Raw genomic sequence first — 24,538 nt, forward strand, 5'->3', positions numbered from 1 at the left:
CCTGCCGACATTGGACCATCTATTTCAGCAACTGATCAACGGCCTCGGTCTCGGGGCGATCTATGCGCTCATCGCCCTGGGTTACACCATGGTCTATGGCGTCCTGCGTTTCATCAATTTCGCCCACGCGGATGTGCTGATGCTGGGGGCGTTCTCCGCCTTCTATCTCGCCCCTGCGGTTGAGAAAATGATGGGCGGTACGTCCGCGGTGGGGGTGATCCTGGTTTTTGTCGCCGCTGCCGCCATCTGTGCGGCCATCGGGATCACCATCGAGCGTCTGGCCTACCGGCCGCTGCGGAACCGTCCTCGCTTGACCGTGCTGATCACCGCCATCGGTGTTTCGCTGTTCATCGAGTTCACCGGGCAGCACAAGAGCGTCTTCGGGGCCTCCCCGCAGGCATTCCCGCGGATGATCCCGGAGAAGACCTTCCATTTCGGCAATGTCATCGTTTCCGGAAATGACCTGCTGATGATCGGTGTGACCATCGCCCTGTTGGCGGGGATGTGGTTCATCGTCCAGCGCACCCGGGTGGGGACCGCCATGCGCGCCGTCTCCCACAACCAGCAGGCCGCGCTGCTGATGGGCGTACCGGTGAACCGGATCATCTCCTTCACCTTCGGCCTCGGCTCCGCGCTGGCGGCCATCGCCGGGATCCTCTACTCGATCAAGGCACCGGGCATCGAGCCGCTGATGGGCGTGCAGCCCGGTCTGCGGGCGTTCATCGCCGCGGTGCTGGGAGGCATCGGCAACCTGCCGGGAGCGGTTCTGGGCGGCCTGATCATCGGCCTGCTGGAGACCTTCGCGGGCGGTATCCCCGGCTTGTCGAACTATCGGGACGCCATCGCTTTCGGCATCCTGATCCTCATCCTCCTTTTCAAACCCGCCGGTCTGCTGGGCCGGTCCACCGTCGAGAAAGTCTGATGCCTTTTCCCGGAGCAAAACGCTGGCTGTTCGTTGGCATCGTCCTTTCGATCGTCGCCTCCTACCTGGCCCCGCAGTTCAACCGCTACTACCTGGGGGTCTGGACGGATGTGGGCATCGCCATCATCCTGGCCACCAGCCTCAATCTCATCAACGGTTACACCGGCCAGTTCAGCCTTGGCCATGCCGGATTCATGGCGGTGGGTGGCTATTTTTCCGCGTGGTTGTCCCTGAAAGCGGGAGCTGCCGTGGTGGATGAGTTCTGGTTTTTCCCCCTCGCCCTCATCGCGGGCGGCCTGTTGGCGGCCGGCGTCGGATTCCTGGTGGGTGTGCCGTCGCTCCGCCTGCGCGGTGACTATCTGGCGATCGTGACGCTCGGCTTCGGTGAGATCATCCGCGTCATCGCGCAGAACACCCAGGCGGTGGGCGCGGCGAGCGGCCTGAAAGGCATCCCGAAACTCACCACCCTCGGCTGGACCTTCGGTCTGGCGGCGGTGACCATCTATGCCGTCACCGCCTTGGTGAACTCCACCTACGGCCGGGGCTTCGTCGCGGTCTGCGATGACGAGATCGCCGCCGAGTCGAACGGGGTGAACACGACCCGGACAAAGGTCACCGCGTTCGTCACCGGTGCCTTTTTCGCCGGTATCGCGGGTGGCCTCTACGCCCACCACAAGCAGTTCCTTTCCCCGGTCGGCTTCGGCTGGCTGAAATCCATCGACATCGTGGTCATGGTCATCCTCGGCGGTGCGCTGGGGGAATTGATTGAAGGAAGCCTGAGGATCTTCTGCGGACGCGTGCCGCTCAAGGGACTGTGGGCCACCCTCGGCATTGTTTCCTCCGCGACCCTGCTCACCTGGTTGCCGGAACTGCTCCGGGAGTTTTCCGAGTACCGGATGATCGTGTATGCGCTGCTCATCATCCTGCTCATGCTCCTGAGCCCGGCGTGGCTTTTCTCCCGCATCAAACTCCGCCGCGAAGCGAAACTTTCATGAGCGCCCCTCTTCTGGAACTCGACAAGGCGACGATCCGCTTCGGCGGCCTGACCGCCGTTAGCGAACTTTCCCTCACCGTGGGGGAAGGGGAGCTCATCGGCCTCATCGGACCGAACGGCGCGGGCAAGACCACCGCCTTCAACATGATCACGGGCGTCTATCAGCCCACGTCCGGGACCATCCGTCTGGAAGGGCGCTGCACCCGCGGGGTGAAGCCCAGCAAGCTGGCCGACCTCGGCATCGCCCGCACCTTCCAGAACATCCGTCTCTTCAAATCGCTCAGCGTCATCGACAATATCCGCGTCGCCGCACGCCTGCACAATCCCCAGGGCTACTTCGGCGCGCTGTGGCGTGGCCGGGGCTGGAAGAAGTGCGAGGCGGAGACCGAGAAGCACGCGCTCGAACTGCTGGAGATCTTCAAGCTCGCCCGCTTCCGTGACGAGGAGGCGACATCACTGCCCTACGGTGACCAGCGCCGTCTGGAGATCGTCCGTGCCCTCGCCACCCGGCCGAAGCTCCTTCTGCTCGACGAACCGGCTGCTGGCATGAACCCGTCCGAAAAGGACGATCTCATGCACCTCATCCATTTCATCAAGGAGCGCTACAACCTGGCCGTCCTGCTGGTGGAGCATGACATGAAGGTTGTCATGGGCATCTGCCAGCGCATCGCCGTCCTCGAATACGGCCGCAAGATCGCCGAGGGCACGCCGAAGGAAATCCAGTGCCACCCGAAGGTCATCGAGGCCTATCTTGGCGCCGCAGCAACCCCCATCGAAGCCGCCCATGCTTGAGGTCGAAAATCTGCACGTTTCCTACGGTGCCATCAAGGCCCTCCACGGCGTGAGCCTGAAGGTGGAGAAGGGTAGCATCGTCACGCTGATCGGTGCGAATGGTGCCGGGAAGTCCACGACCCTGCGCGCCCTCTCCGGTCTGGTGAAACCCGCTGCGGGCAGCATCCGTTATGATGGCCATGAGATTTCCCGTCTGCCGGCGAACAAAGTGGTGGCGGATGGCCTCTGCCATGTTCCGGAGGGACGGATGATTTTCTCGAACCTCACGGTGGCGGAGAACCTGAAGATGGGGGCCTATCTCCAGCGGGACAAGAAGTGGATCGCGGAGCAGACGGACTACGTCTTCGGACTGTTCCCGCGCCTGAAGGAGCGAGCATCCCAGGCGGCCGGCACCTTGTCCGGTGGGGAGCAGCAGATGCTGGCCATCGGCCGGGCGCTGCTTTCCAAACCGAAGTTCCTCATGCTGGACGAGCCGTCCCTTGGCATCGCCCCGCTGCTGGTGAAGACCATTTTCGAGCGGATCGTGGAGATCAACCGCGAGCAGGGCCTGACCATCCTCCTTGTGGAGCAGAACGCGAACCTCGCGCTGGATGTGTCCTCATATGGCTACGTGCTGGAAACCGGAAAGATTCTCCTCGAAGGACCGAGCGCGGAACTGAAGGCGAATCCCCAGGTGCAGGAAGCCTATCTTGGGGCCTGAAGCGGAAAAGCTTGCCGTGGCCAGGCCACGACAAGCTCGAAGCAATCCGCGGCGTCCATCGGTGGTGGACACCTGAGGGTGGATCAGAAGCGGTAGGCGAGTTTCGCCTGGATCATGTGGTAGTCGAAGTCACGGTCGGAGCCACGGGTGTCCGTGGAAGGCGCGAATGCACCGACACCGCTGAGGTTTGTCCTGTAGTTGTCGTCACCCAGGTTGGTGTAGAGATACTCCAGACCCAGCGAGATGTTGCGGGTGACTCGGGCTTCAAAGCCGAGGCCGACCACATAGCCGAACTGGCTGCTGTCTCCGCCGCGGCTGGCAACGGTGGCGGGGGTGTTCGACTTGAAATCATAGTCCACGTTCGCGTAGGCCAGACCCCCCGTGACATACGCCATCACGCGGTCGTTGAACGCATAGCCGAAGCGAAGGCGGCCTGTGGCCATGAAGTCGATCTCCCGATCCTCGTGGTAGAATGCCGGTGTGGCGGAGAAGCCGCTCTGGCGCTGCCTGATGTCCGCGAAGTTCGCGTCGATCACTCCGCCAAGGACGAACCGCCCGAACTGATGGTCGTAACCAGCGAAAAGGCCGCCCGTGAAGCTCGAGTCAAAGCTCCCGTCGAAGTTGTTTCCGAAGGCGGGGATCACTTCATCGAAGTTGCCATCCGGACCGGCGGTCCCCGGGCCTCCGTCAAACTCAAGGTCGCCATTGTCGCCGGTGTTGAAAGCACCGCCGACCTGCACACCCATGTAGAATCCGGTCCAGCTCCATTCGGGCTCGGCGGATTGATAGGAGATCGGGGCGGAGGCGGGTTCACCCGCAAATGCAGGCAGTGCGAGTGCGGATGCGATGATGACTGATGTCAGCGGTTTCATGGGTATAGGTCTTAGGGGTTGGTTTGAAACAGGATGGTTCTAACTGTTTCAAACCGCGCCTTAATCCGGAGAAATAGTTTCGCAACTGGTTGGCACGAAATAAGTTAAAATAGGGAATTTTGCGTATCGATATCAGATTTATGCAATTTTAAGGAGGGATTTTGCACGGTAATAAATGCAGATATACAAGGCGTAAAGCCATGACGTGACGGGATAAAATGGTTCGTCAGCCGTATCGGGAAATCCGCAAAATGCAGATCTTCGACGCATTGGATGCTTGAACGCAGTCATGGCACTGGACTCAAGCCACGCAGAGTGGCGATGTTCATCGTTGGATCCGTGAAACCGGATCCCAGTTGACGGCGGGAGCGCGTTAGCGCCGGCGGCGCAGCGCTGCGAGGCCGATGAATCCGGCGGTGAGCAGAGCCACCGACGGCTCCGGGACCGCATTGATGGCGACGCTGTCCAAGCTCACGCTGTAGGGCGTCACGTTGGTGACCCCCGTGTTGTTCCGGTTGCGGAAGCCGAAAAAATCGCCAGTTGGTACGCTGCCGCTGGCGAACGTGGTGGAATGGTTGGTGGTGGTGGCTCCCTGGGTGGCGGACAGGGTGAGCGTCAGGGAGTCATCGCCATTGTAGATGCCTGTGACGGAGAGACTGACGGCACCCAGGGTGGAGATCTCCAGGAATCTGACCGGGGAGGCGAGGGAAATGTCGGTCCCGGTGGGGCTGCCTGCGCTGAACGGGCGGAAGCGCAGGGTTCCGTTGTTGAACAGATCCGCCAGGATGAATGTGGAGGTGTTCACGTTGGAACCGCTGGAGAGGACGGCGAAGCCGACGGAGGCGGACGAGCCGGAGGCGGCGGCGATCACCGTGGAGATGCTGAAGGACTGCTTGGTGGCGCCGCCCAGTCCCGTAACCTGTGCGACGGAATACGAAGGAGCATCCGTGGGGATGTTGTTGGTATATCGTCCGCTTCCCACGGACCAGGTGCCGGTTCCTCCTGCGGTGAAATCCGAGGCGGAGGAACCGAAATCATTGGCATAGGGGAGGTTGACCGCCGCGTATGTCGTATGACAGGAGGCGAGGAGAGCGATCACCAAGGGGAGTTTCATAGGCTCTGGAGTAGTCATTCCGTGGTCTGGAGAGCAAGATTATTCATCCGGACGGAGTCTCCTCAGCGGGGTTGATCCCGGTCGCCCGTGCTGTCATCTTCCCCGCGTCCCATGGCCCGCCAGTATTCCCTTCACCGCCCCGGAGCCACTCCCGCGTCCGGCATCAACTACCAGGCGGCGCTGAATGCGGAGCAGTATGAAGCGGTTTCTTCCCCGCCGGGGAAGGCGCTGGTCATCGCCGGGGCGGGATCCGGAAAAACCCGCACGCTCACCTACCGGGTGGCATGGCTGCTGGACCACGGCATCGACTCCAGGCAGGTGTTGCTGCTGACGTTCACGAACAAGGCGGCGCGGGAAATGACGGAGCGTGTGCGGGAACTGGTGCCGCACGACACGTCCGACTTGTGGGCCGGGACGTTCCACTCCATCGGCAATCGCATCCTGCGCCGTCATGCGGAGGAGATCGGCTTCACCCGCGCCTTTTCCATCCTCGACCGGGATGACCAGAAATCCCTGCTCGCCGCCGCGGTGGCGGCGTGCGAGATCGACACCAAGAGCCGTCGTTTCCCGAAAGCGGATGTGCTGGCGTCCATCTACAGCCTCATCGAGAACACCGGGGCCTCCCTGGAGGATGTCATCGGTGAAAGGTATCCGTACTTCTACGACTGGCTCGATGAGATCCGCAAGGTGGGGGAAATCTACACGGACAAGAAACGCGACACGAACTCCATGGACTTCGACGATCTGCTGACGCAGACAGTCCGGTTGCTGGAGGAGGATGCGGACGTGCTGGCGATCTATCGGAAACGCTTCCGGCACATCCTGGTGGACGAGTATCAGGACACGAACTCCGTGCAGGGCCGCATGATCGATCTGCTGGTGGGGGAGTCCAACAGCCTGATGGCGGTGGGGGATGACGCGCAGTCGATCTACTCCTGGCGCGGTGCGGACATGGACCACATCCTGGGATTTCCCCAACGCTACCCCGGGTCCCGGGTCTTCACCATCGAGACGAACTACCGGAGCGTGCCGGAGATCCTCGATCTGTCCAACGCGGCGATCCGCGCGAACACGGCGAGGTATGAGAAGGACCTGCGTTCGTCCCGAGATGCCATCGGCGCGAAGCCGGCGCTGGTGCCGCTGGAGGATCCCAACACGCAGGCGGCGTTCGTCGCGCAGCGCATCCTGGAACTGCGGGACGAGGGAATCGAACTGGAGGAGATGGCGGTGCTCTACCGCGCTCATTTCCAGAGCATGGAGGTGCAGATGGAGCTGACCCGGCGCGGCATCCCGTTCGGCATCACCAGCGGGCTGCGGTTCTTCGAACAGGCGCATATCAAGGATATTGCCGCGTTCCTACGGTTCGTCACCAACCGGCGGGACGAGGTGAGCTTCAAGCGGATGGCCATGCTGCTGCCGGGCATCGGCGGTGGGGCTGCGGAAAAGCTGTGGCAGGAATGGCTCAGGACCGGCTTTGCGAAAAACCCGGAACCACCGCCGAAATGGTCCGATATCCTCCTGAAGTTCAAGGCTCCGAAAAAGTCCCTCAAACACTGGGAGCAGCTCTGCTACACGCTGGACGAACTCACCCCCGGAGGAACTTTCGCCCGTCCCTCGGAGATGATCTTCAGCGTGCTGGAGGGCGTCTATGACGAGTTCCTCAAGGCGAACTTCGACAACTACGACAATCGCCGCAGCGACATCGAGCAGCTTTCCCAGTATGGGGCGACCTTCGATGATATCCTCGATTTCCTCGCACAGCTCTCCTTGATGAGTGCGGTGGACGGGGATCCCTCCGGGGATAAATCCGCGCGGGATGATGAGAAGGTGACACTCTCTTCCATCCACCAGGCGAAGGGGCTCGAATGGAAGGTGGTCTTCCTCATCTGGCTCACCGACGGCCAGTTTCCGAACGGCCGCATCCTGGAGGCGGACGATGAACCGGCGTTGGAAGAGGAGAGGCGGCTGTTCTACGTGGCCCTCACCCGGGCGAAGGACGATCTTTACCTGAGTTACCCCATGATGAACCCGAAGTCCTACACCGGCGACATCATCACCCGCCCGTCGCGCTTCCTCGATGACTTCCCCGGAGACATGGTTGAGGAGTGGGTGGTGGGGCGTGACACCGGTTGGGGGGACGAGCCGTTCTGAAAAACAGACGCCGCCCGCCCCGTGGCGGGGCGGACGGCGGAGAGGTTGGCCCTTCCGGGATCAGGGAGCGCCCACGGGCTTCACCCGGTAGAAGGCGCGGCCAGCCGGAGCTGAAGAGTCCGTGTGCGTGCCGTCTCCGTCATTGATGCTGATTTCCTCCCAGGACAGAGGCAGGAGGGTGGTGGAGCGCTCGACGGTCACCGGAGTGCCCTGGCTGTCCCAGTGGAGGATGAACGTCCCCGGTCCCCCGGAGATGCCCGTGATCTTCAGCTCGGTGGCGGCGGGAGGTGCCAGTGAGCGCACCGACACATCATCCACCCAGTAACCGGGGCAGCTTTCCATCTGGGCCTGGAAGGTCACGGAAGTGGCGCCTGCGGCGGGGACTCCGCCTTGGAAGAAGGCGAGGTCCGGCGCGGATGAGGCGAACGGTTGGTCGGCGGCGTCCAGGATCTCGATCCGGTAGGTGGCGGCGGGAGTGCCCCATCCGGTGCCGGTCAGGCGGAACTTATGGACGTTCTTCGTGTCACCTGCATCGGCGAGGTCGCCGTCGTTGTTGCCATCCGCAGACGCCACGATGGGTGTTCCTGTGATGACGTCCTGCCAGCCGGTCCCTTCCTGGAAGCACTGCCACACATCGTTCCTGTAGCGGATGTTGATGTTCCGTCCATCCACGGTGTGGATCAGCAGGTTGAACATGCGGAAGTCCGTGGTGGTGGCTTTCAGCGCGAAGGGGAACTCCACCACGAAGTCGGATGTGGACGCACCGAAGGTGCTCCTGATGGCGGAGTTGTTGCCCAGATAGGCTGCCTTTCCGGTGCCGTCGAGAAGGCCAGGCACATCCTTGGAGGCATTCGCGGTCTCGATTTCGGCCCAACTGGCCCAGGTATCCCAATCGGTCCATGGGTCACCGCCATCCACCTGGAAGTTCCAGTTTCCCGCCAGATTCTGGTCCGTGGTGCCCACGCAGGTGATGATGACGTTGCGGTCGGGGTTGGTTGGCAGATCGCTTTTCACCGTGGCGGTCAGACGTGTGGCGTTGTTCCCGGTGGCGAAGTTCGCCGGGATCACATCGACGGGAAGTGCCCGGGAGGTGCCGGGTGGGATGGTGAGGGGAAACACCTGCGGGCTGGTGGCAACGGTCTGGTTGAATTCCACTCCGGTGATGACCAGATCCTGTGTGAAACCCGTGTTGGTGATGGTGATGCCGCCGGAGGTCGTCACTCCGTTGTGGGAGACGATCTCACCCGTGGGGACAACGGAGAAATCCGGATCCGCCGCTTCCGTCGCGTAGAACGACACCTCATCGATCCAGTAGCTGGTTGTGAGTCCACCGGAGCGGGAGACATCCCCGGTGGGGAAGGTGAAAGAGCCGGGGGTATGGTCCGTTCCCGCATCCGACGACCAGGTCGCCAGATTGGAAACGGTGGCCGCCGTCGTGACGGAGTTCGGCTGGGAAACGGAGATGCTGTACCGCGCCGAGGAGGTTCCGAAGCCGGTTCCCTTGATACGGACGAGATAGAACACCACGCTGTCACCATGGCTGGAACGCAGGCTTCCGTCCTTGTTCGCATCGATCGAGCCGACGATGAGTGGCAGTCCCAATGATTCCCATGATGATCCGTTGAAGACAGAGAAACCCTGGTCATTCGCAGGCAGGTAGGCCAGGTTGATGAGGGCGGCGTTGCCGTTGTTCGCATCCGTGTAGGTGCCTTCCGTCCCGCTCGCGGGGGTGGGGGGCGTGTTGTTGGACTGGATGACGACCTGGAAGGTGCGGTCATTACCCTCCGGGGCGTTGCCTTCCGAGTGATATTCGGAGAAAACGGAACCATCCAGGGGGCTGAAGTAGAACGTCATCTCCCAGTCCGCCGCTCCGTTGATCATGGTTTGGCTGAAGTTGTCCGGGGATCCCGTGACGCCCATCCCTTTCAGGTGGGCCATCCCCGCGGAGCCGATCGCACCCGGGGTGACACGCCCGGCCGGCGTGTTCAGGCTGAAGTTGTCGGAAAGCCAGCCGTCCGTGCCAGTTTCGAATCCAGGGTTCGCGGTGAGCCTGGTGCCTGCCGTGAAGAAGGTGGCGGACACCGGGAAAGTCATGTTCTGTTCCGGGACGCTGGTGTTGACGGCCAGGGTGGCGGACTGGGCCACACCGAAGGCGCTGCTGCTGCCGCCGACCGTGAAGGAGGTGGTCTGGCCTGGCGCCAGCGTGACCGGAAGCGTTGCTTCCGTGGATACATTGAAAACCGTCGTCGCCGCTTGGAACCCGATGCTGTTGATGGTGATGGGATTGCTCGCGCCGGTGTTGCGCAGCGTGATGGTGCGGGGTGCCGCCGTGACAGGAGACCCTGTTCCATAGACGCCCCGGAAGTTCAGGCTGGTGGCGGTGCTGGTGGAGTCGATCACCAGTTTCGGATCGCTCTCGATGTTGCCGGTCACGAACGCCAGTCCATCGGCGTCATCACTGATCCGGAAGTGATCGAGGTAGAACTGCCCTCCGGAAACATAGTTCGATCCGCTGAGCACCGGCGCGAGATTGCGCGTTCCCTCAAAAGCGACCGAGAAAAGACCCTCGGCGGGGATTTCATCACTGGTTGTCGTCAGGGTTGGTGCGGTGGCGGTGGGATTCGAAGCATCCGCGGGATCGAGCCAGACGTCGATGATATCCAATCCGGATGCATTGTAGGTGATGCGTCCGACGACCAGGTGCGCGGTGATGGCGGAGGTGTTTGCGGTTTCCACCCCTTTGGTGCCGTCAAAGTAGAGGAGAGGGCTGCTGTTCGGCACATCGTTCGGCGTTTGCACCGGGTCGAGGTTGACGGCAACCGCACCAGGCTTGGAAGGATGTCCGAGGGAGATGCCAAAGCCACCGGCGGAGGCGCCTCCATCCGTGGTGGCGGGGGAGTTGAAGAATACCTGTCCCTGCGCCGCAGGGCCATTGAGTTTGAAAAGGAAAGAGAACCAGATTTCCGTTCCGGTGAGCGCGGTGGCGAATTTTCGCTCCTGCATCCGCGTGTGGAACGGTTCCACGGTGGTCGTGTCCGAGGTGAAGACCACACCGAGGCCGGCGGCGGCGGGATCCACCGGTGTCTTCTGTTCGCTGCGGAAATTCTGGACTCCGGCCGGGGCTGCGAGATCACCCGCGTGGAACTTCACCACTCCCGTGCCGTTGTTATACTCGCCATCGCCACCGGTGGCGAAGCCACGGCCGGTGTTGAGGACGTTGTTGTTCTGTGAGCCGCCGAAGCCAACCGTGCGGGTGTCTCCGATATTGAGGTCATTGAAGTCGGCCTCCACTTTCGCCGAATGCGCCGCTGGGGCCAGACAGGCAAAGGTGAACATGGCGACCTTCCATGGGGTCTTCATGGTGCTGGGATGTGGGTTTGTGGATTTTTGGATCCCATCCGGCATCAGGTCCGGAGGGATTAAGGGAACCATACGGAACCGACGGGGGATTTCTCGCCATCTTTCTGACCGATGGGGGATAAAAGATCATTCTTAGCCAAAAAAGGGCGTTGGTTGACCGGATGGTGGAACCTGTTACTTTCCCTGCCCGCACGCAGAGGCGGACGGATGGGTGATTCCGTGGAGAAATGAGCGAATTTACAGGAAGGTGGAATTACCCGGCGGAGCTGCCGGTGGTGGAGCATCGGGATGAGATCATCGCGGCGGTGCGGGCGCACCGTGTGGTGGTGGTGGTGAGTGAGACGGGATCCGGAAAGACGACCCAGCTCCCGAAGATGGTGGCGGAGGCACTGGGGCCGGATGGCGGCCGGGTCGGTTGCACGCAGCCGCGGCGGATCGCGGCGGCCAGCGTGGCGAAGCGGGTTGCGGAGGAACTCAGGGTGCCGCTCGGTGGGTTCGTCGGTTACCAGGTGAGGTTCGAGGACAAGACCACGCGGGACACGCGGATCAAGTTCATGACGGATGGCATCCTGCTCGCGGAGACGCAGGGTGACCGCAGCCTGAAGCAATATGGTGCGCTCATCATCGACGAGGCGCATGAGCGGTCTCTCAACATCGACTTCCTCCTGGGCTACCTGAAGCAACTGCTGGACCGGCGGAAGGACCTGAAAATCGTGATCTCTTCCGCGACGCTGGATGCGGGTGCCTTCGCCGCGTTCTTCGGCCATGGCACGCCGGTCATCGAGGCTCCGGGCCGCATGTTTCCGGTGGCGGAGTTTTTCCTGCCGCCGAAGGATGACGAGGAGCTGCCGCAGCATGTGGCGCGTGCGGTGGATGACCTTACGGTGATGGAGCCGCAGGGGGACGTGCTGGTCTTCCTGCCCGGCGAGCGTGAGATCCGCGAGTGCGCGGACGTGCTGGAGGGCAGGCAATACCGTGGCACGGAGGTGCGGCCACTTTTCGCGCGGCTCGGGCTGGGCGACCAGCAGCGGGTTTTCCAACCGGGGAACAAGCGGCGGCTGGTGCTGGCGACGAACGTCGCGGAGACCTCGCTGACCATTCCCCGCATCGCCTGCGTGGTGGACACGGGCATCGCGCGGGTGAGCCGCTGGAGTCCGGGAAAGGGCGTGCAACGCCTGCAGATCGAGCCGGTGAGCCAGGCCAGCGCGCGGCAGCGGAAGGGCCGCTGCGGCCGCGTGCGGGATGGCGTCTGCGTGCGCCTCTATGAGGAAAGCGAGCTGCTGGAGCGGCCGGAATTCACGGACCCGGAGATCCGCCGCAGCTCGCTGGCGGGTGTCATCCTGCGGATGAAAGCGCTGGGACTGCCGGAGATCGACGAGTTTCCATTTCTCGACCCACCTGCGGCGAAGGCGGTGTCGGAGGGCTACCGCACGCTGCGGGAGGTCGGCGCGCTGGACAAGGAGAAGCAGCTCACGGAATCCGGCTGGGAGATGGCGCGCCTGCCGGTCGATCCGCGGCTGGGGCGCATGCTGATCGAAGCTAGGAAGGAAGGTTGCCTGGCCGAGGTGCTGCCCATCGTGGCGGCGCTGGAGTCGAACGATCCGAAGGAACGCCCGGCGGAGAAGGCGCGGGAGGCGGATGCGGCGCATGCGCGCTGGAAGGATGCGGAGAGTGACTTTACCGGCATCCTGCGGATGTGGAAGGACGTCTCCGCATTCCGTGATGATCGCGGACGTTGGCGCATGAACGCGCTGCGGAAATTCTGCGGGCCGCTTTTCCTCAACGCACGCCGCGCGGTGGAGTGGGGGAACGTGGCTGGGGAACTGCAGGATCTGCTGGAGCGCGAATGGAAGGTGAAGATCGGCGCCATGGGCAAGGACTTCGCCGGTCAGGGAAGCTATGCCACCATCCACAAGGCGCTGCTCTCCGGGGTGCCGCGGCAGTTCGGTCTGTGGGATCGGGAGAACAAGGCCTACCGCAGTGCGGGTGGCGGGTTTTTCGCCGTGTTCCCCGGCTCGGGACTTTTCGGTGCGCCGAAGCGCTGGGAGTGGGTGATGGCGATGGAACTGGTGGAGACATCGAAGCTCTACGCCCGCCGTGTCGCCAGGATCGATCCACAGTGGGTGGAGGAAGTCGCGCCTCATCTCTGCACCAGCCGTTACGGTGAAGCGCATTGGGACGAAGGCCAGGGCGCGGTGTATGGAAAGCAGACGGTCATCTGCGGCGGCTTGCCGGTGGTGGCCGGGCGTCGCGTTCATTACGGACGTGTGGATCCCAAGGCCGCGCACGGCATTTTTCTCCGCGAGGGAGTGGTCGGTGGCGGGCTGAAGAGGAAGTGCCGCTTCCTGGACCGCATGGAGGAGCTGCGGGAGGAACTCCAGCTCATCGAACAGAAGCTGCGCCGTCCGGGCGGGTTGTGGAGCGATGATGCGGTGCTGCGGTTCTTCGAAGAACGTGTGCCCGGCGAGATCAACACGGCGGCGGGCTTCCACAAGTGGCGGGAGAAGCATGAGGACAATCTCATCATGTCCGTTGGTGACGTGGTGGCGGAGGATCTGGAATACCTGGGGTTGGACGGCTACCCGGACATGGTGCGCCATGACGGTAATGAGTATGCCATCTACTACCATGCCGCTGCCGGAGAACGGGATGATGGCGTGACGCTGGGCGTCCATGTGGACCAACTGCCGGGCCTGCCGGACTGGCTGCCCCCATGGGGCGTGGACGGGGATCTGGAGGAACGCGCGGAGATCCTGCTGCGCTCTTTGCCAAAGGATTTCCGGCGCGTATGCCAGCCCATCGCCTCCGTGGCGCAGGGTTTCGCGGAACTGTGGAAAGCCGCTCCGAAGGATCGTCCGCTGTATCAGGCGATGGTCGAGTACGTGAAAGATCGTACAGGAGCGTTCGTTCCTGCGGGGGATTTCGACGCCTCCCGCCTGCCACCACATCTGGTGACGAAGATCTGGGTCTGTGACGATGATGGCGGCGAGCTGGCGATGGGCGAGGATGTGTCGGTGCTGAAGCTGCAGCTCGCCGACCGCATGCGCGTGCGTTTCGAAGCGGCGGCGAATGCGGATGTCGAGCGGCGGGGCATCAGTTCATGGGATGGTGAGAGCCTGCCCGAGCTGGTGATGACTCCGGGCGGACCCGCCTATCCGGCACTGGTGGATGAGGGGAAGTCGGTGGGTGTCCGTGCCTATACCGATCCGGTCGAAGCGGCGGAATCCCACCGTGCGGGCGGCGCGCGGCTGCTTTGGCTGGCCCACCAGGACCAGGTGAACTATTTGAAGAAAAAGTTCCCCCTCGGCATGATGGCGAAGGTGGAGATGCCGCGCCTCGGCGTGGGCGGAACCTCACTGGAGGATCTGATCCTGCTTTGCGCGGAAGGCGCGGCGGGAGGCGCTTTCCCCCGGTCACCGCAGGATTTCGCGGCCATGAAGGAAAAGGCACGCGGGCGCTGGTATGATGCCGCCGCGGTCATCGGCATGGCGCTCGATGAGATCTTCGAGATCCTGCCTGAGATCCGGACATGGATCGACCGGAACAAAGGCGATCGCAACTATGGTGAGATCGCGGAGGATCTGGAGGAGGAATTGACATGGCTCTTCCGTGGCAGGTTCGCGTGGCGTGCGGGCTTCTCCGGGCTGCGTGACTACCCGCGCAGGCTGAAGGCGATGCGCGCGCGGCTGGACCGTGTTTCGTCCCTGCCCATCGTGAAGGATCTGGAGAAGATGGACAAGATGCGGCGGCTGTGGTCGCCGTGGTATGAAGCATGGATGCACGCGCCGGAGGAACCTCGCCTGTGGCCGCACGGCTGGATGCTGGAGGAGCTGCGTGTATCCATCTTCGCCCCGGAAATTCCCACTGTTGTAAAGGTGTCCGAAAAGCGGGTGGAGGAAGCATGGGCGAAGCTCAAGTAAGGAGGGTGGACATTGCGGCTTTGCCGCTATGTCCGCTTCGCTCCCATTCTTGTCCATCGGCGGCATTGGGAATCCATAGCAAAGGCCATTTACGACAGATCCATCTTATCCCGCATCGCCAATGCCGCCGAGGCACAGGAGTGTGCCTCCTCCTTACTTTCCAGCTCCGGCCACTTCAATCGACCGGGCATCAATCGCCTGTCACCAGATAGTGGTGGAAGAAATACATCTCCCGCAGCAGGAAAGGCAGCCGCGTTTTCCATGACTGGTAGCGGGATGTCGGGGTGGGGGAGGAATACGCACGGATGCCGAGATCCCGCGCCATCCTCATCGCCCGCTTCATGTGGTCGGGATCGCTGACGATGATGGCGGATTCCAGGCGGTGTTCCTTCATCAATGCGGCTGCCTCCACCAGATTGCCAAGCGTGGTAGTAGAGCGTTCCTCGATCAGGATGTTGTCCGCGGGGATGCCCATGCTGCGGGCGAAGAATTCGCCCATCCCGCTTTCCGAATGGCTGTCTCCCTCCGCACGGGCTCCGGTGAAAATGATCTTCCGCGCCATGCCCCTGTGCTGGAGATCCACCCCGTGGCGCAGCCGTTGAAGAAAGACCGGCGAGGGCACATCCCCGTGAACTGCGGCACCCAGCACGATGATGCAATCGGACGGGCGCGCCTGGTCCTCCGAACCGAAGCGGTGGATGGAGATGCCCAGCCATATGAGCCAGACGATAACCACCGCGACCACCACGGCGGCGGATTTTACGAGCCAACGGAAGCGGCGCGGCTTCGTCATGCGAGGATCCCACCCACCACCTTCGCGGGTTCCACTCCGGTCAATCGTTGGTCGAGGCCTTGGAACTTGAACGACAGCCGCTCATGGTTGAGTCCGAGCTGGTGCAGGATGGTCGCATGCAGATCGCGGATGTGGACGGGATCCTTCACGATGTTGTAACTCATGTCGTCCGTCTCACCGTAGGTCGTGCCGGGCTTGATGCCGCCGCCCGCCATCCAAAGGGAGAAGCAGCGCGGGTGGTGGTCCCGGCCGTAGTTCGTCTCGCTGAGACCACCCTGGCAATAAACGGTGCGGCCGAACTCGCCGCCGAAGATGACGAGCGTGTCTTCCAGCATGCCGCGTTGTTTGAGGTCCTGGATCAGCCCGTAGGCCCCCTGGTCCACGTCCTTGCACTGGGAGGCCAGGTCGCGTGGCAGGTTCCCGTGCTGGTCCCAGCCGCGGTGGAAGATCTGGACGAAGCGCACGCCGCGCTCCAGGAGCCGCCGTGCCATGAGGGTGGAGTTCGCGAAGGTGCCGCGTGTCTTGCTGTCCTCGCCGTAGAGTTGGTAGGTCGCTTCCGTTTCCCCTGAAAGGTCGGCCAGCTCGGGAACGGACGCCTGCATGCGGAAGGCCATCTCATACTGCTGGATGCGGGTCTGGATCTCCGGATCGTTGATCGTGCCGAAGGATTTCCGGTTCAGCGCGTTGATGCCGTCCAGCATGGTGCGCCGCGTTTCACGGGAAATGCCCGGTGCGTCGTTCAGATACAACACGGGGTCACCGGCGGCCCGCAGGGCCACGCCCGCGTGCTTGCCCGGGAGGAAGCCGGAACCCCAGAGGCGGGAGGAGATGGCCTGCACGTTGGAATACGGGGAGCTGTGCCTGGCATGCAGCACCACGAAGTCCGGAAGATCCTTGTTCATGGATCCCAATCCGTAGGAAAGCCAGGAACCGATCGATGCCTTCCCGTTCTGCATGGACCCTGTGCAGACGAGCTGGTTCGCGGGCTCATGGTTGATGGCATCCGTGTGCATGGACCGGATGACGCAGATGTCATCCGCCATTTTCGCGTGCCATGGCAACAGCTCGCTGAACCAGGTGCCGGACTGTCCGTGTTGGGCGAACTTGAAGATGGATGGTGCCAGCGGGAACGCCGCCTGGCCGGAGGTCATGCCCGTGAGCCGCTCGCCCTGCTTCGCCAGATAGTCTTTCAGATCTTCCTTGAACCGCTTCGCCAGTTCCGGCTTGTGGTCGAACAGGTCGATCTGCGATGGAGCGCCGATCAGCGAAATGTAGATCGCCCGCTTCGCCTTCGCGGCGGCATGGGGCAGTCCTGCATCCGCCGTCGAACCGAGACCGGCTTTTGCCAGCAGTGATGATACCGCCGCAACGCCGAGCCCCGTCCCGGAGCGCCGGAAAAATTGGCGTCTGGTCAGCGCGAGATTCTGGAAATCCTGGAGCATGGGTTTTGGGTTTCTGGAGTTACCATACGCTGGGGAGAGAAGGGCTTCTTTCCCAGCAAAACCTCGTGATGATCCCGGAAGACGGGTGGTGAAAATGCGGATGGGCGGCAGATTCGTGGAGTAAGCTGCCGGGTTCATGGTAGCCGGGCATATTCGGGTTGCCCGGTCGGATCCGTTGTGGCGAATGTCAGGAGTCTTCAAAAATAAGGCATCCCTTAAGACCACCATGGCATCCCTCCCACCATCGTCCCCGGTCCGTGTGCGCTATTGCCTGCGCAGCATCTGTTCACCGTTGCTGCTGACGGGATGTATCGCGCAGTTGTCCGGCTCGCTGCCTGCTGCGGGCATCATCCTGATACTGGGCCTGATCCTGACGTTTCTCATCATCGTCAGGCCGTATATGGAAGTCACGGACGGGGATGCCAGATACGTGGGCCTGCTTACGGGCAGGAGAATGGCCGTGGAAGATCTCGGATGGGTTCTTTCTTCCAAAACCCTGCGATGGTTCGTGAGGAGGGGGGACATGGACAAGGTGAGGCAGCTCCTTGCGGGTGCGGCTCCGAAACGGGTGGTTACCCAAGCCTGAGACGGACGGTTGGCGGGATGAGGGAAGGAATCTTGTTGAGCGGGGAGTTCGTGCTCCATCACCCGTGCGGTCTGCGGATCGCGAGGGGGATGGAGGAAAAGCAGGCGGTCTTGCTGTGCGGCTCCACTGAGGAGGAGATGGGGAACGGTTTTGTATGGCGGCATCTCCCGCAGGCTCCCGTTGAGGGGGGCTTGCTGGCGGCTGGCCTTTGTTTTTACCAAGGTGACCTGGTGACGGTGTCCCTGCGTGTTGGGGATGCCGGGAGCGGCTCGGTTGGCTGGGAGAACTGGACGGAGGCGGAGGAACGGGAGTGTGTCCGGCGCACCGGTAAATGGCTGCGTGGCCTGGGCTACAAGCCGGGGAACCACCGTTGGTGCGAGATCAGCCTCGGCTATGACCCTGGAAGCGGATCCGGCGGCGCGGTGGTCCGGTTCCACCAATGAGATGCGGCCCCGCGCAGACGTTGGAAAGTCTCGGACGGTGAGATTTTTTAAGCGCAGATTATAGGATTAAGAAGGATTCCTCACTTCAGCGTCCGATGTTGGACGTTCAATGTTCGATGTTTGATCTGAGCTTCGCTCAAATCGACCATGTGAGGTCGGCGCGGCGCTCCACCTTGCTGCGGATGGAGAGATTCTTTTCCTCGTGGATGACCAGACTGTCCGGCGGGATGCTGTGCATGAGGAAGACGTTCGCACCGATGGTGGAGTTCGAACCGATGACCGTTTCCCCGCCGAGGATGGTGGAGTTCGGATAGACGGTCACATTGTCGCCCAGGTTGGGATGGCGTTTGAGTCCCTTGATGACGTGGCCGTGTTCGTCCTTGATGAAGGTGCGGGCGCCCAGGGTCACGCCGTGGTAGATCTTGCAGTGGTTGCCGATGTTGCAGGTTTCTCCGATGACCACGCCGGTGCCGTGGTCGATGAAGAAATGGGCGCCGATGGAGGCCCCGGGGTGGATGTCGATGCCGGTGCGGGAGTGCGCCCACTCCGTCATCATGCGCGGGATCATCGGCGCGCCCGCACGGTAGAGCCGGTGGGCCAGCCGCTGGATGGCGATGGCCTCGATGAACGGGTAGGAAAGGATGATCTCCTCATGGCTGCGGGCGGAGGGATCGTTGTTGTAGGCGGCCTCGATGTCGGTGCGGAGGATCTCCCGGACGATGTGGAGCGCCTTGCAGAACTTCCGGATGATGGGCGGTGTCAGGCCGGTGGGCTTGGTGGGATTCCCAATGCGGACGCTCTTCCGCACCTGGTCCTCCAGCCTGCCGATCACGGATGCCAGACGCTCGCCGGTGATCTCCTCCAGGTTGCCGGAATGAACGACGTCATTGTCGAGGAAGCCCGGGAAAAGCAACTGCAGCAGGCCCTCGCAGATTTCGCCCACGGCGTGCTTGGAAGGCAGGTTGAGGGCGTCGGCGTTGTTGAGGCCTCCGAATTTCTCGTAGGAGGCGAGAAGTTTGGGGATATACTCGGAATAGGAGTGGTCGGGCACGGTGGGATCTGGGGCTGGGCCGGTGGACCCGTGATGTCAGCGGTTCCAGGGGGCTTTCGCAAGGAGCAGTCCCATCCCGCACCAGTCGGTGATACCGGCGAAGACGAGTCCCGCCCCCACGAAACCGGAGAGGAAGAAGAAATGGGGATTCACAAACCATCCCAGCAGAAACCCCGTGAGGACCAGGGAACCGGCCGCGATGCGGACCTGACGTTCCAGACCGATGACCTTCTTCTCGCTCCGCACCACCGGCAGGCCGGCCTCCACCCAGGCGAGCGTCCCGCCCTCCACCACGACGGGTAGCTGTGAGGAGGAGAATTTTTCAGCGGCACGGGTGGCACGTTGTCCGGAACGGCAGAGAAGGTAGATGGGCTTGCCGTCCGGCAGGGAGGACGGATCCAGGGTGTCCAGGGGCAGGTTCTTCGCGCCCTGTGCGTGGACTTCCCTGAACTCCAGCGGAGTGCGGACGTCGATGAGTTCGGCTGAGGGATCGGCGGTGAGGAGTTCGCGGAGAGCGGTGGGAGTGATGGTGGTCATGTCAGTCAGGAACGGAGGGTGGCGGTGAGGCGGGTGGGGCATTGCAGGAGTTCGGAGGCGTCGAAGACACAACCCGTCACAGCGACACCTTCTTTCTGGATCGCGGCGATGCCCGGGCGGGCGGCGGAGAACATACCGCGGTCGTTCCTGCCATTGCCCGCCGCCACAATGGAGTCCGCGCCGGGATTTTCAACAAAGCTCCGCTTCACCCCATTCATTCCCCTGGCGGAGGATGGTGGTTCCAGACCGCCGTAGCCACTGGTCAGTGGAAATCATGTGACCGTGCCGCCTGGCTGGCTTCCACACCCGGCAACGGCTCGATGTGGTGGATGAAAACCGTCGGTTGGTCGCCTTCCGACCGCTGGAGATGGCCATGGGAGAGCAGGAACGGCTCGCTGGTGATCACGGCGCGCAGCCGGTGGAAGGTTTCCTTTTTCACGAACAGGTTGGCGATGCCGGTCTCATCCTCCAGCGAAATGAAACAGTGCCCCTTGGCGGTGCCGGGGCGCTGGCGGCAGATGACCATGCCCGCCACCGTGACGGGGATGCCGTGGGGCAGGTTCCGCAAGTCGTTGGCGCGGAGGATCTTCCTGTCTGCCGACCGTTTGCGCCAGAGCTGCATCGGGTGCGGGCCGGTGGAAGCTCCCTGGATCTCGAAGTCCGCCGACAGCCGCTCGGTGGACGACATGACAGGGAGATATTCCACTGGGCCGGGTCTGCCGGGCGGGAGCAGTTCGTCGTGGAGGGGTAGTTCCACCTGCCAGAGCGCCTGACGGCGGTGGGCGACTTCGGGAAGCCCGTTCAAGGCTCCGGCCCGGGCGAGGATCCGCCGTTCCTTGTCGCCGGGCTTCACCCGGGAAAGGAAGTCCTCCAGCGAGGAGAAAGCCTGAACCTCTCTCATCCCGGTGATCCGGGCGGCGGTGGCGGCTGACAGCCCCTTGAGCCGGTGCAAGCCGAGCCGGATGGTGAGGTCATCCTCGACGGTGGTCTGCACCTCGCTGGACAGGCAGGACACCGGCTTGACCCGCATGCCGCGGTGTTTCGCGTCCTGGAGGAGGGTGTGGACCGAGTAGAAGCCCATCGGCTGGTGGTTGATGAGAGCGGTGTAGAACTCCGCCGGGTGGTGGACCTTCAGCCAGCAGGAAGTGTAGGCCAGCAGGGCAAAGGAGATCGCATGGCTTTCCGGAAAGCCGTAGAGCGCAAAGGAACCGATGGCGGCGACGACCTTTTGCTGCACCTCCTCGCTGATTCCCCGCGCGGTCATGCCGAGCCGGAGCTTGGCGGTGACCTTTTGCATGCGTTCGTCGTTGCGCTTGAAATCCATGGCCCGCCTCAGCTCGTCGGCCTCCGCTCCCGTAAAGCCGGCGATATCCATCGCCATGCGGAGGACCTGTTCCTGGAACAGGGGGACGCCGAAGGTGCGCTTCAGGTTTTCAGCACAGTCCGGATGAATGCAGTCGATCGGCTCACGGCCGTTGCGGCGGCGGAGGTAGGGATGGACGAGATCCCCGACGATGGGGCCGGGACGGATGATGGCCACCTCCACCACCAGATCGTAAAAGGTGCGGGGACGCAGGATGGGCAGGGTCGCCATCTGGGCGCGGGATTCCACCTGGAAGGTGCCGATGGTGTCGGCCCGGCAGAGCAGATCGAACACGGCGGGGTCGTCTTTCGGGATCTTCGCGAGGTCCACCGGATCACCGCGGCGGGAACGGATCTCCAGCGCATGCTCGATGGCGGCGAGCATGCCGAGTCCCAGGAGGTCGATCTTGACGATGCCCAAGTCCTCGCAATCGTCCTTGTCCCACTGGACGACGGTTCTGCCGGGCATGGTGGCGGGCTGGAGCGGGACGACGGCATCCAGCCCGTGGTCGCAGATGATCATGCCGCCGGAGTGCTGGCCGAGGTGACGGGGCATACCGAGCGCCGCGTGGAAGAGGTGGTCCAGCGCGGCGAGGCGCGGGTGGGAAGGGGGGATCAGAGGGGCGATTTGGTCCTCGAACTGGCTTTTCACTTCCGCCACTTCGTCATCCTTGCGGAAAAAACGGTGGGAGCCGCTGGAGAAGCGGTCAGCCAGTTCCGGCGGAAAGCCCAGCACCTTGCTCATTTCCCTGAATGCCGATTTCGAGCGGTAGGTGATGACGTTGGCGGTCATGGCCGCGTTGCGGACGCCATACTTTTTATAGACGTGCTGGATGACCTCCTCCCGGCGGTCGCCCGATGGGAAATCGATGTCGATGTCCGGCCAGGTTTTCCGGTTCTCCGACAGGAACCTTTCAAAGAGGAGTTCATGTTTGATGGGATCGACGGCGGTGATCTCCAGGCAGTAGCAGACCACCGAGTTCGCGGCAGACCCCCGGCCCTGGCAGAGGATGCCGCGCCCGCGGGCGAATTCCATCAGCTCGTGGACGATCAGGAAGTAGCCTGGGAAGCCGAGCTGCCCGATCAACGCCAGTTCTTTTTCGAGCTGCTGCTTCACCCTGGCGCTGGATTTCACGTAGCGTTTCCGAGCGCCCGCGTAGGCCAAGTGACGGAGGCGTGCGGACTGCTCATCCAGCGATAGCGGCTTTCCCTGACCGTCGGAGAAAGCCGGAAAGCGGTAGCCGAGGTTCTCCAGCGTGAAACCGATCCGTTCCGCGAGGCGCAGCGAGTTGTGGATGGCGTGCGGCAGATCGGCGAAAAGCGCGGCCATTTCCGGGAGGGATTTCAGGTGGCGTTCACCGTTCGCGGCCAGCAGGCGTCCGGCCCGGTCGAGCGGCACATGATGGCGGAGGCAGGCGAAGGCATCCGCCAGCCGCCGGTCGCCGCGTGTGGCGTGGAGGGGGGCGTTGCTCGCCACCACGGGAACGCGGAGATGCCCGGCCAGATCGATGAGGTGGCGGTTGATGCGTCCGTCTTCCCGCAGTCCGTGGCGGTGGAGTTCCACAAAGACATTTTCCCTGCCGAACAGCGTGACCAGCCGTTGCGCGGCTTCCAGTGCCTGTGGTCGGTCGTCGCGCAGCAGGGGCTTGCACACCGGGCCGTCACGCCCGCCGGTGAGGGCGACCAGATGCCCGGTGCCATGGGGGAGGCTGTGGGGTTCCTCCGGCAGCAGGTGACGGTCGCTCAGGTGGCGGCTCATCATCCGGTAGCCTTCCCGCGTGGCGCACAGGACGGGAAAGCACGTGCCGTCCGGCAGATCGAGCGTCGCCCCGACGAGGGCGCGGATGCCGCATTCCTTCGCCGCGTGGTGCGCCCGCGCGGAGCCATAGAAGCCCGCCCGGTCGGTGATGGCGATAGTCCCGTATCCCAGCTCGGCGGCATGACGGATCATCGTTTCCGGCTGGCTGGCCCCTTCCAGGAAAGAGAAGGCGGAGAGGGCGTGCAGTTCCGCGAAGGGGGCTGTCACCGGTAGATGCCCTCCAGTTGCCAGCGGTCCGGCGTTTCGAAGACGAGCCGCAGCAGATGGCGGCTGGCGATCTGGATGTCCCACTCCAGCCGCTGCCATGCTTCCGACGGCTGCCACCATGTGCCCGAGGAGGAAAAAGGACCACGGCGACCGGTGATCTCACCGGGATGGGAACCGGTGAGCAGCGCGAGTGGCACGGGCCTTCCGTCGGTCCATTCATGGGCCACGGCGATGGGGCGGGGAGGGCGGTAGCGTTGCAGCGGCACCGGGCAGGCGGGATGGTACGGCCGGGCAAGGACAGCACCGGCGTTTCCCGCCGCCGGACGGAGGATGAAAGCGTCCGCTGCATGGGAGTCCGCAGGCACGGGAACACCGACATGGCCCGGCCCGAGCAGCGCTTCCAGTTTTGCCAGCGTTTCCGCCCAGCGTGACGGGTTGGGCAGTTCCCGGTGGAGCCAGTCGCGCTGGGAGGCGTCCTTGGCGGTGGCTTCCGCATCGAGTTCTAGGGCGACAACCGCCGCATCCGGCCGGAGGGATTCCAGCCAGGTTTGCAGAGGGGCCAGCATGCCTTCCACCGCCGTCTGCGGATCCGGCAGGCGGATGCGGCGGGTGAGGGTATTGCCGGACTCCAGGGTCAGCCGCAGGTCGAGCAGCCCGGCGGCGAGCGACCGGCCCGCCAGACGGCCGGCGAGGGTGTGGAGAAGACGCTTGAGCAGGAAAATCACCGGATCGAGCGTGCAGGCGGCGTCCTCGAAATCGATGCGTTGCGCCAGACTTTCCGGCGGACGGTGGAGGCGGAGCAGGCGGCATGACTTTCCGTGCAGCACATCATGCCAGTGCCCGCTCTCCGGCCCCAGCCGTTCGGCCAGCGCCTGGCGTGGCAGGTTCATGAAGTCGCCGAGGGTTTTGATGCCCCACCAGCCGAGGATGGTGAGACAGTTCTCACCGGGGGAAAAGATGCCGAGCCGGTCGAGCGGCAGCGGGGAAAGATCGGCGGGGGAGATCATGCGCCCGTGGAGTTCCCGATGGCGTGCCGCCAGATGGGCGAGATCCGGCGTGGCGGCGCGGCCTTGCCACAGGTCGGCATCCGCCAGTTCCACCGTCGGCAGTTCCACAGCAGCTCTGCGGTGGGAAAGATCGAGCGTCACCGTATCCGCGGCGGTGAGTTCCAGATCCGGCGTCAGTGATTCGCCGAGAAGGATCAGCTTTTCCCTCAGGGATACCTCCCGCTCCGGATCGGCGGGGATCACCTTCAGCGAAGGACAGCGGACCAGCGCGCGGTTGAGCGGCCAACCCTCGCCGATACCAGTGTGCCGGGCGGCCTGGTTCACGGCCAGCAGGGGCAGCTTTTCCTTCACCACCTTCCCGGAGGATGCGGCGAGGATGGCGCAGGGCGCATCCCTCCCTTCCGGGTGACCGGCCAAGGCCGCCGCCATCGCGAAATCCGGAATGTGCAACGAGATGAACATGGCG

The 24,538-nt window shown here is 63.2% G+C and carries 18 protein-coding genes; 8 read left to right on the forward strand and 10 right to left on the reverse strand.

The features are described from left to right. Positions 1-10: 10 nt before the first annotated feature. The 4 genes from OVA24_RS10905 to OVA24_RS10920 are packed head-to-tail and all read left to right on the forward strand — an operon-like array spanning position 11 to position 3,408. Complete coding sequence (locus tag OVA24_RS10905) at positions 11-922, forward strand: branched-chain amino acid ABC transporter permease (RefSeq protein ID WP_267669814.1); 912 nt, start codon at positions 11-13, stop codon at positions 920-922. After that, on the forward strand, positions 922-1,917 hold the full coding sequence (locus OVA24_RS10910; RefSeq protein WP_267669815.1) for a branched-chain amino acid ABC transporter permease: 996 nt from the start codon (positions 922-924) through the stop codon (positions 1,915-1,917). Before OVA24_RS10905 ends, OVA24_RS10910 begins: the two co-directional genes overlap by 1 nt. After that, positions 1,914-2,708 carry an ABC transporter ATP-binding protein gene (locus tag OVA24_RS10915; protein ID WP_267669816.1) on the forward strand — a complete coding sequence of 265 codons (795 nt, stop codon included), beginning with the start codon at positions 1,914-1,916 and terminating at the stop codon, positions 2,706-2,708. Before OVA24_RS10910 ends, OVA24_RS10915 begins: the two co-directional genes overlap by 4 nt. After that, positions 2,701-3,408 carry an ABC transporter ATP-binding protein gene (locus tag OVA24_RS10920; protein WP_267669817.1) on the forward strand — a complete coding sequence of 236 codons (708 nt, stop codon included), beginning with the start codon at positions 2,701-2,703 and terminating at the stop codon, positions 3,406-3,408. Before OVA24_RS10915 ends, OVA24_RS10920 begins: the two co-directional genes overlap by 8 nt. Before the next feature lie 83 nt (positions 3,409-3,491). Here OVA24_RS10920 and OVA24_RS10925 read toward each other — a convergent pair whose 3' ends face one another. Together OVA24_RS10925 and OVA24_RS10930 are read right to left on the reverse strand one after the other, a co-directional pair. Then, positions 3,492-4,280, reverse strand: a complete 789-nt coding sequence (locus OVA24_RS10925) for an outer membrane protein (protein WP_267669819.1) — start codon at positions 4,278-4,280, stop codon at positions 3,492-3,494. A gap of 373 nt (positions 4,281-4,653) precedes the next feature. Then, on the reverse strand, positions 4,654-5,394 hold the full coding sequence (locus OVA24_RS10930; RefSeq protein WP_267669820.1) for a hypothetical protein: 741 nt from the start codon (positions 5,392-5,394) through the stop codon (positions 4,654-4,656). Positions 5,395-5,505: 111 nt separating this feature from the next. On the opposite strand from OVA24_RS10930, the gene OVA24_RS10935 reads away from it, so the two are divergent. Beyond that, positions 5,506-7,545 carry an ATP-dependent helicase gene (locus OVA24_RS10935; RefSeq protein WP_267669821.1) on the forward strand — a complete coding sequence of 680 codons (2,040 nt, stop codon included), beginning with the start codon at positions 5,506-5,508 and terminating at the stop codon, positions 7,543-7,545. A 60-nt stretch (positions 7,546-7,605) separates the two neighbouring features. On the opposite strand, the gene OVA24_RS10940 is transcribed toward OVA24_RS10935, so the two are convergent. After that, positions 7,606-10,905, reverse strand: a complete 3,300-nt coding sequence (locus OVA24_RS10940; RefSeq protein WP_267669822.1) for a serine-rich family protein — start codon at positions 10,903-10,905, stop codon at positions 7,606-7,608. A gap of 227 nt (positions 10,906-11,132) precedes the next feature. On the opposite strand from OVA24_RS10940, the gene hrpA reads away from it, so the two are divergent. Then, positions 11,133-14,825 carry an ATP-dependent RNA helicase HrpA gene (hrpA, locus tag OVA24_RS10945; protein ID WP_267669823.1) on the forward strand — a complete coding sequence of 1,231 codons (3,693 nt, stop codon included), beginning with the start codon at positions 11,133-11,135 and terminating at the stop codon, positions 14,823-14,825. Positions 14,826-15,015: 190 nt separating this feature from the next. Here the strand turns inward: hrpA and OVA24_RS10950 are convergent, their stop codons facing one another. Both OVA24_RS10950 and OVA24_RS10955 read right to left on the reverse strand, forming a co-directional pair. Beyond that, positions 15,016-15,618: a YdcF family protein gene (locus OVA24_RS10950; protein ID WP_267669824.1), complete on the reverse strand. Its 603-nt coding sequence runs from the start codon at positions 15,616-15,618 to the stop codon at positions 15,016-15,018. Next, entirely contained in the window at positions 15,615-17,060 is a 1,446-nt protein-coding gene (locus tag OVA24_RS10955) for a DUF1501 domain-containing protein (protein WP_267669825.1), read from the reverse strand. The genes OVA24_RS10950 and OVA24_RS10955 overlap by 4 nt, the downstream gene beginning before the upstream one ends. Positions 17,061-17,286: 226 nt before the next feature. Here OVA24_RS10955 and OVA24_RS10960 point away from each other — a divergent pair, with 226 nt between their 5' ends. Both OVA24_RS10960 and OVA24_RS10965 read left to right on the forward strand, forming a co-directional pair. Beyond that, entirely contained in the window at positions 17,287-17,646 is a 360-nt protein-coding gene (locus OVA24_RS10960) for a hypothetical protein (RefSeq protein WP_267669826.1), read from the forward strand. Positions 17,647-17,696: 50 nt separating this feature from the next. Next, positions 17,697-18,089 carry a hypothetical protein gene (locus OVA24_RS10965; protein ID WP_267669827.1) on the forward strand — a complete coding sequence of 131 codons (393 nt, stop codon included), beginning with the start codon at positions 17,697-17,699 and terminating at the stop codon, positions 18,087-18,089. Positions 18,090-18,225: 136 nt separating this feature from the next. Here OVA24_RS10965 and epsC read toward each other — a convergent pair whose 3' ends face one another. The 5 genes from epsC to OVA24_RS10990 are packed head-to-tail and all read right to left on the reverse strand — an operon-like array spanning position 18,226 to position 24,534. Further along, positions 18,226-19,140 carry a serine O-acetyltransferase EpsC gene (gene epsC, locus OVA24_RS10970; protein ID WP_267669828.1) on the reverse strand — a complete coding sequence of 305 codons (915 nt, stop codon included), beginning with the start codon at positions 19,138-19,140 and terminating at the stop codon, positions 18,226-18,228. 36 nt (positions 19,141-19,176) lie between these two features. Further along, entirely contained in the window at positions 19,177-19,677 is a 501-nt protein-coding gene (locus OVA24_RS10975) for a rhodanese-like domain-containing protein (RefSeq protein ID WP_267669829.1), read from the reverse strand. Between the two features lie 5 nt (positions 19,678-19,682). Next, on the reverse strand, positions 19,683-19,895 hold the full coding sequence (locus tag OVA24_RS10980) for a hypothetical protein (protein ID WP_267669830.1): 213 nt from the start codon (positions 19,893-19,895) through the stop codon (positions 19,683-19,685). Positions 19,896-19,939: 44 nt separating this feature from the next. Continuing rightward, complete coding sequence (locus OVA24_RS10985; protein ID WP_267669831.1) at positions 19,940-23,065, reverse strand: DNA polymerase III subunit alpha; 3,126 nt, start codon at positions 23,063-23,065, stop codon at positions 19,940-19,942. Next, on the reverse strand, positions 23,062-24,534 hold the full coding sequence (locus OVA24_RS10990; RefSeq protein ID WP_267669832.1) for a DNA polymerase Y family protein: 1,473 nt from the start codon (positions 24,532-24,534) through the stop codon (positions 23,062-23,064). Before OVA24_RS10990 ends, OVA24_RS10985 begins: the two co-directional genes overlap by 4 nt. Positions 24,535-24,538: the final 4 nt, after the last annotated feature.

Origin of the sequence: Luteolibacter sp. SL250 (assembly GCF_026625605.1) — a bacterium.
In the GTDB taxonomy this organism is placed as follows: Bacteria; Verrucomicrobiota; Verrucomicrobiia; order Verrucomicrobiales; family Akkermansiaceae; genus Luteolibacter.

What these genes read in the sequence shown, in the direction of transcription:
- OVA24_RS10910 (WP_267669815.1), top strand. Translation starts at nt 922, where the DNA reads ATGCCTTTTCCCGGAGCAAAACGCTGGCTGTTCGTTGGCATCGTCCTT.
- OVA24_RS10915 (WP_267669816.1), top strand. Translation starts at nt 1,914, where the DNA reads ATGAGCGCCCCTCTTCTGGAACTCGACAAGGCGACGATCCGCTTCGGC.
- OVA24_RS10920 (WP_267669817.1), top strand. Translation starts at nt 2,701, where the DNA reads ATGCTTGAGGTCGAAAATCTGCACGTTTCCTACGGTGCCATCAAGGCC.
- OVA24_RS10925 (WP_267669819.1), bottom strand. Translation starts at nt 4,280, where the DNA reads ATGAAACCGCTGACATCAGTCATCATCGCATCCGCACTCGCACTGCCT.
- OVA24_RS10930 (WP_267669820.1), bottom strand. Translation starts at nt 5,394, where the DNA reads ATGAAACTCCCCTTGGTGATCGCTCTCCTCGCCTCCTGTCATACGACA.
- OVA24_RS10935 (WP_267669821.1), top strand. Translation starts at nt 5,506, where the DNA reads ATGGCCCGCCAGTATTCCCTTCACCGCCCCGGAGCCACTCCCGCGTCC.
- OVA24_RS10940 (WP_267669822.1), bottom strand. Translation starts at nt 10,905, where the DNA reads ATGAAGACCCCATGGAAGGTCGCCATGTTCACCTTTGCCTGTCTGGCC.
- hrpA (WP_267669823.1), top strand. Translation starts at nt 11,133, where the DNA reads ATGAGCGAATTTACAGGAAGGTGGAATTACCCGGCGGAGCTGCCGGTG.
- OVA24_RS10950 (WP_267669824.1), bottom strand. Translation starts at nt 15,618, where the DNA reads ATGACGAAGCCGCGCCGCTTCCGTTGGCTCGTAAAATCCGCCGCCGTG.
- OVA24_RS10955 (WP_267669825.1), bottom strand. Translation starts at nt 17,060, where the DNA reads ATGCTCCAGGATTTCCAGAATCTCGCGCTGACCAGACGCCAATTTTTC.
- OVA24_RS10960 (WP_267669826.1), top strand. Translation starts at nt 17,287, where the DNA reads ATGGCATCCCTCCCACCATCGTCCCCGGTCCGTGTGCGCTATTGCCTG.
- OVA24_RS10975 (WP_267669829.1), bottom strand. Translation starts at nt 19,677, where the DNA reads ATGACCACCATCACTCCCACCGCTCTCCGCGAACTCCTCACCGCCGAT.
- OVA24_RS10980 (WP_267669830.1), bottom strand. Translation starts at nt 19,895, where the DNA reads ATGAATGGGGTGAAGCGGAGCTTTGTTGAAAATCCCGGCGCGGACTCC.
- OVA24_RS10990 (WP_267669832.1), bottom strand. Translation starts at nt 24,534, where the DNA reads ATGTTCATCTCGTTGCACATTCCGGATTTCGCGATGGCGGCGGCCTTG.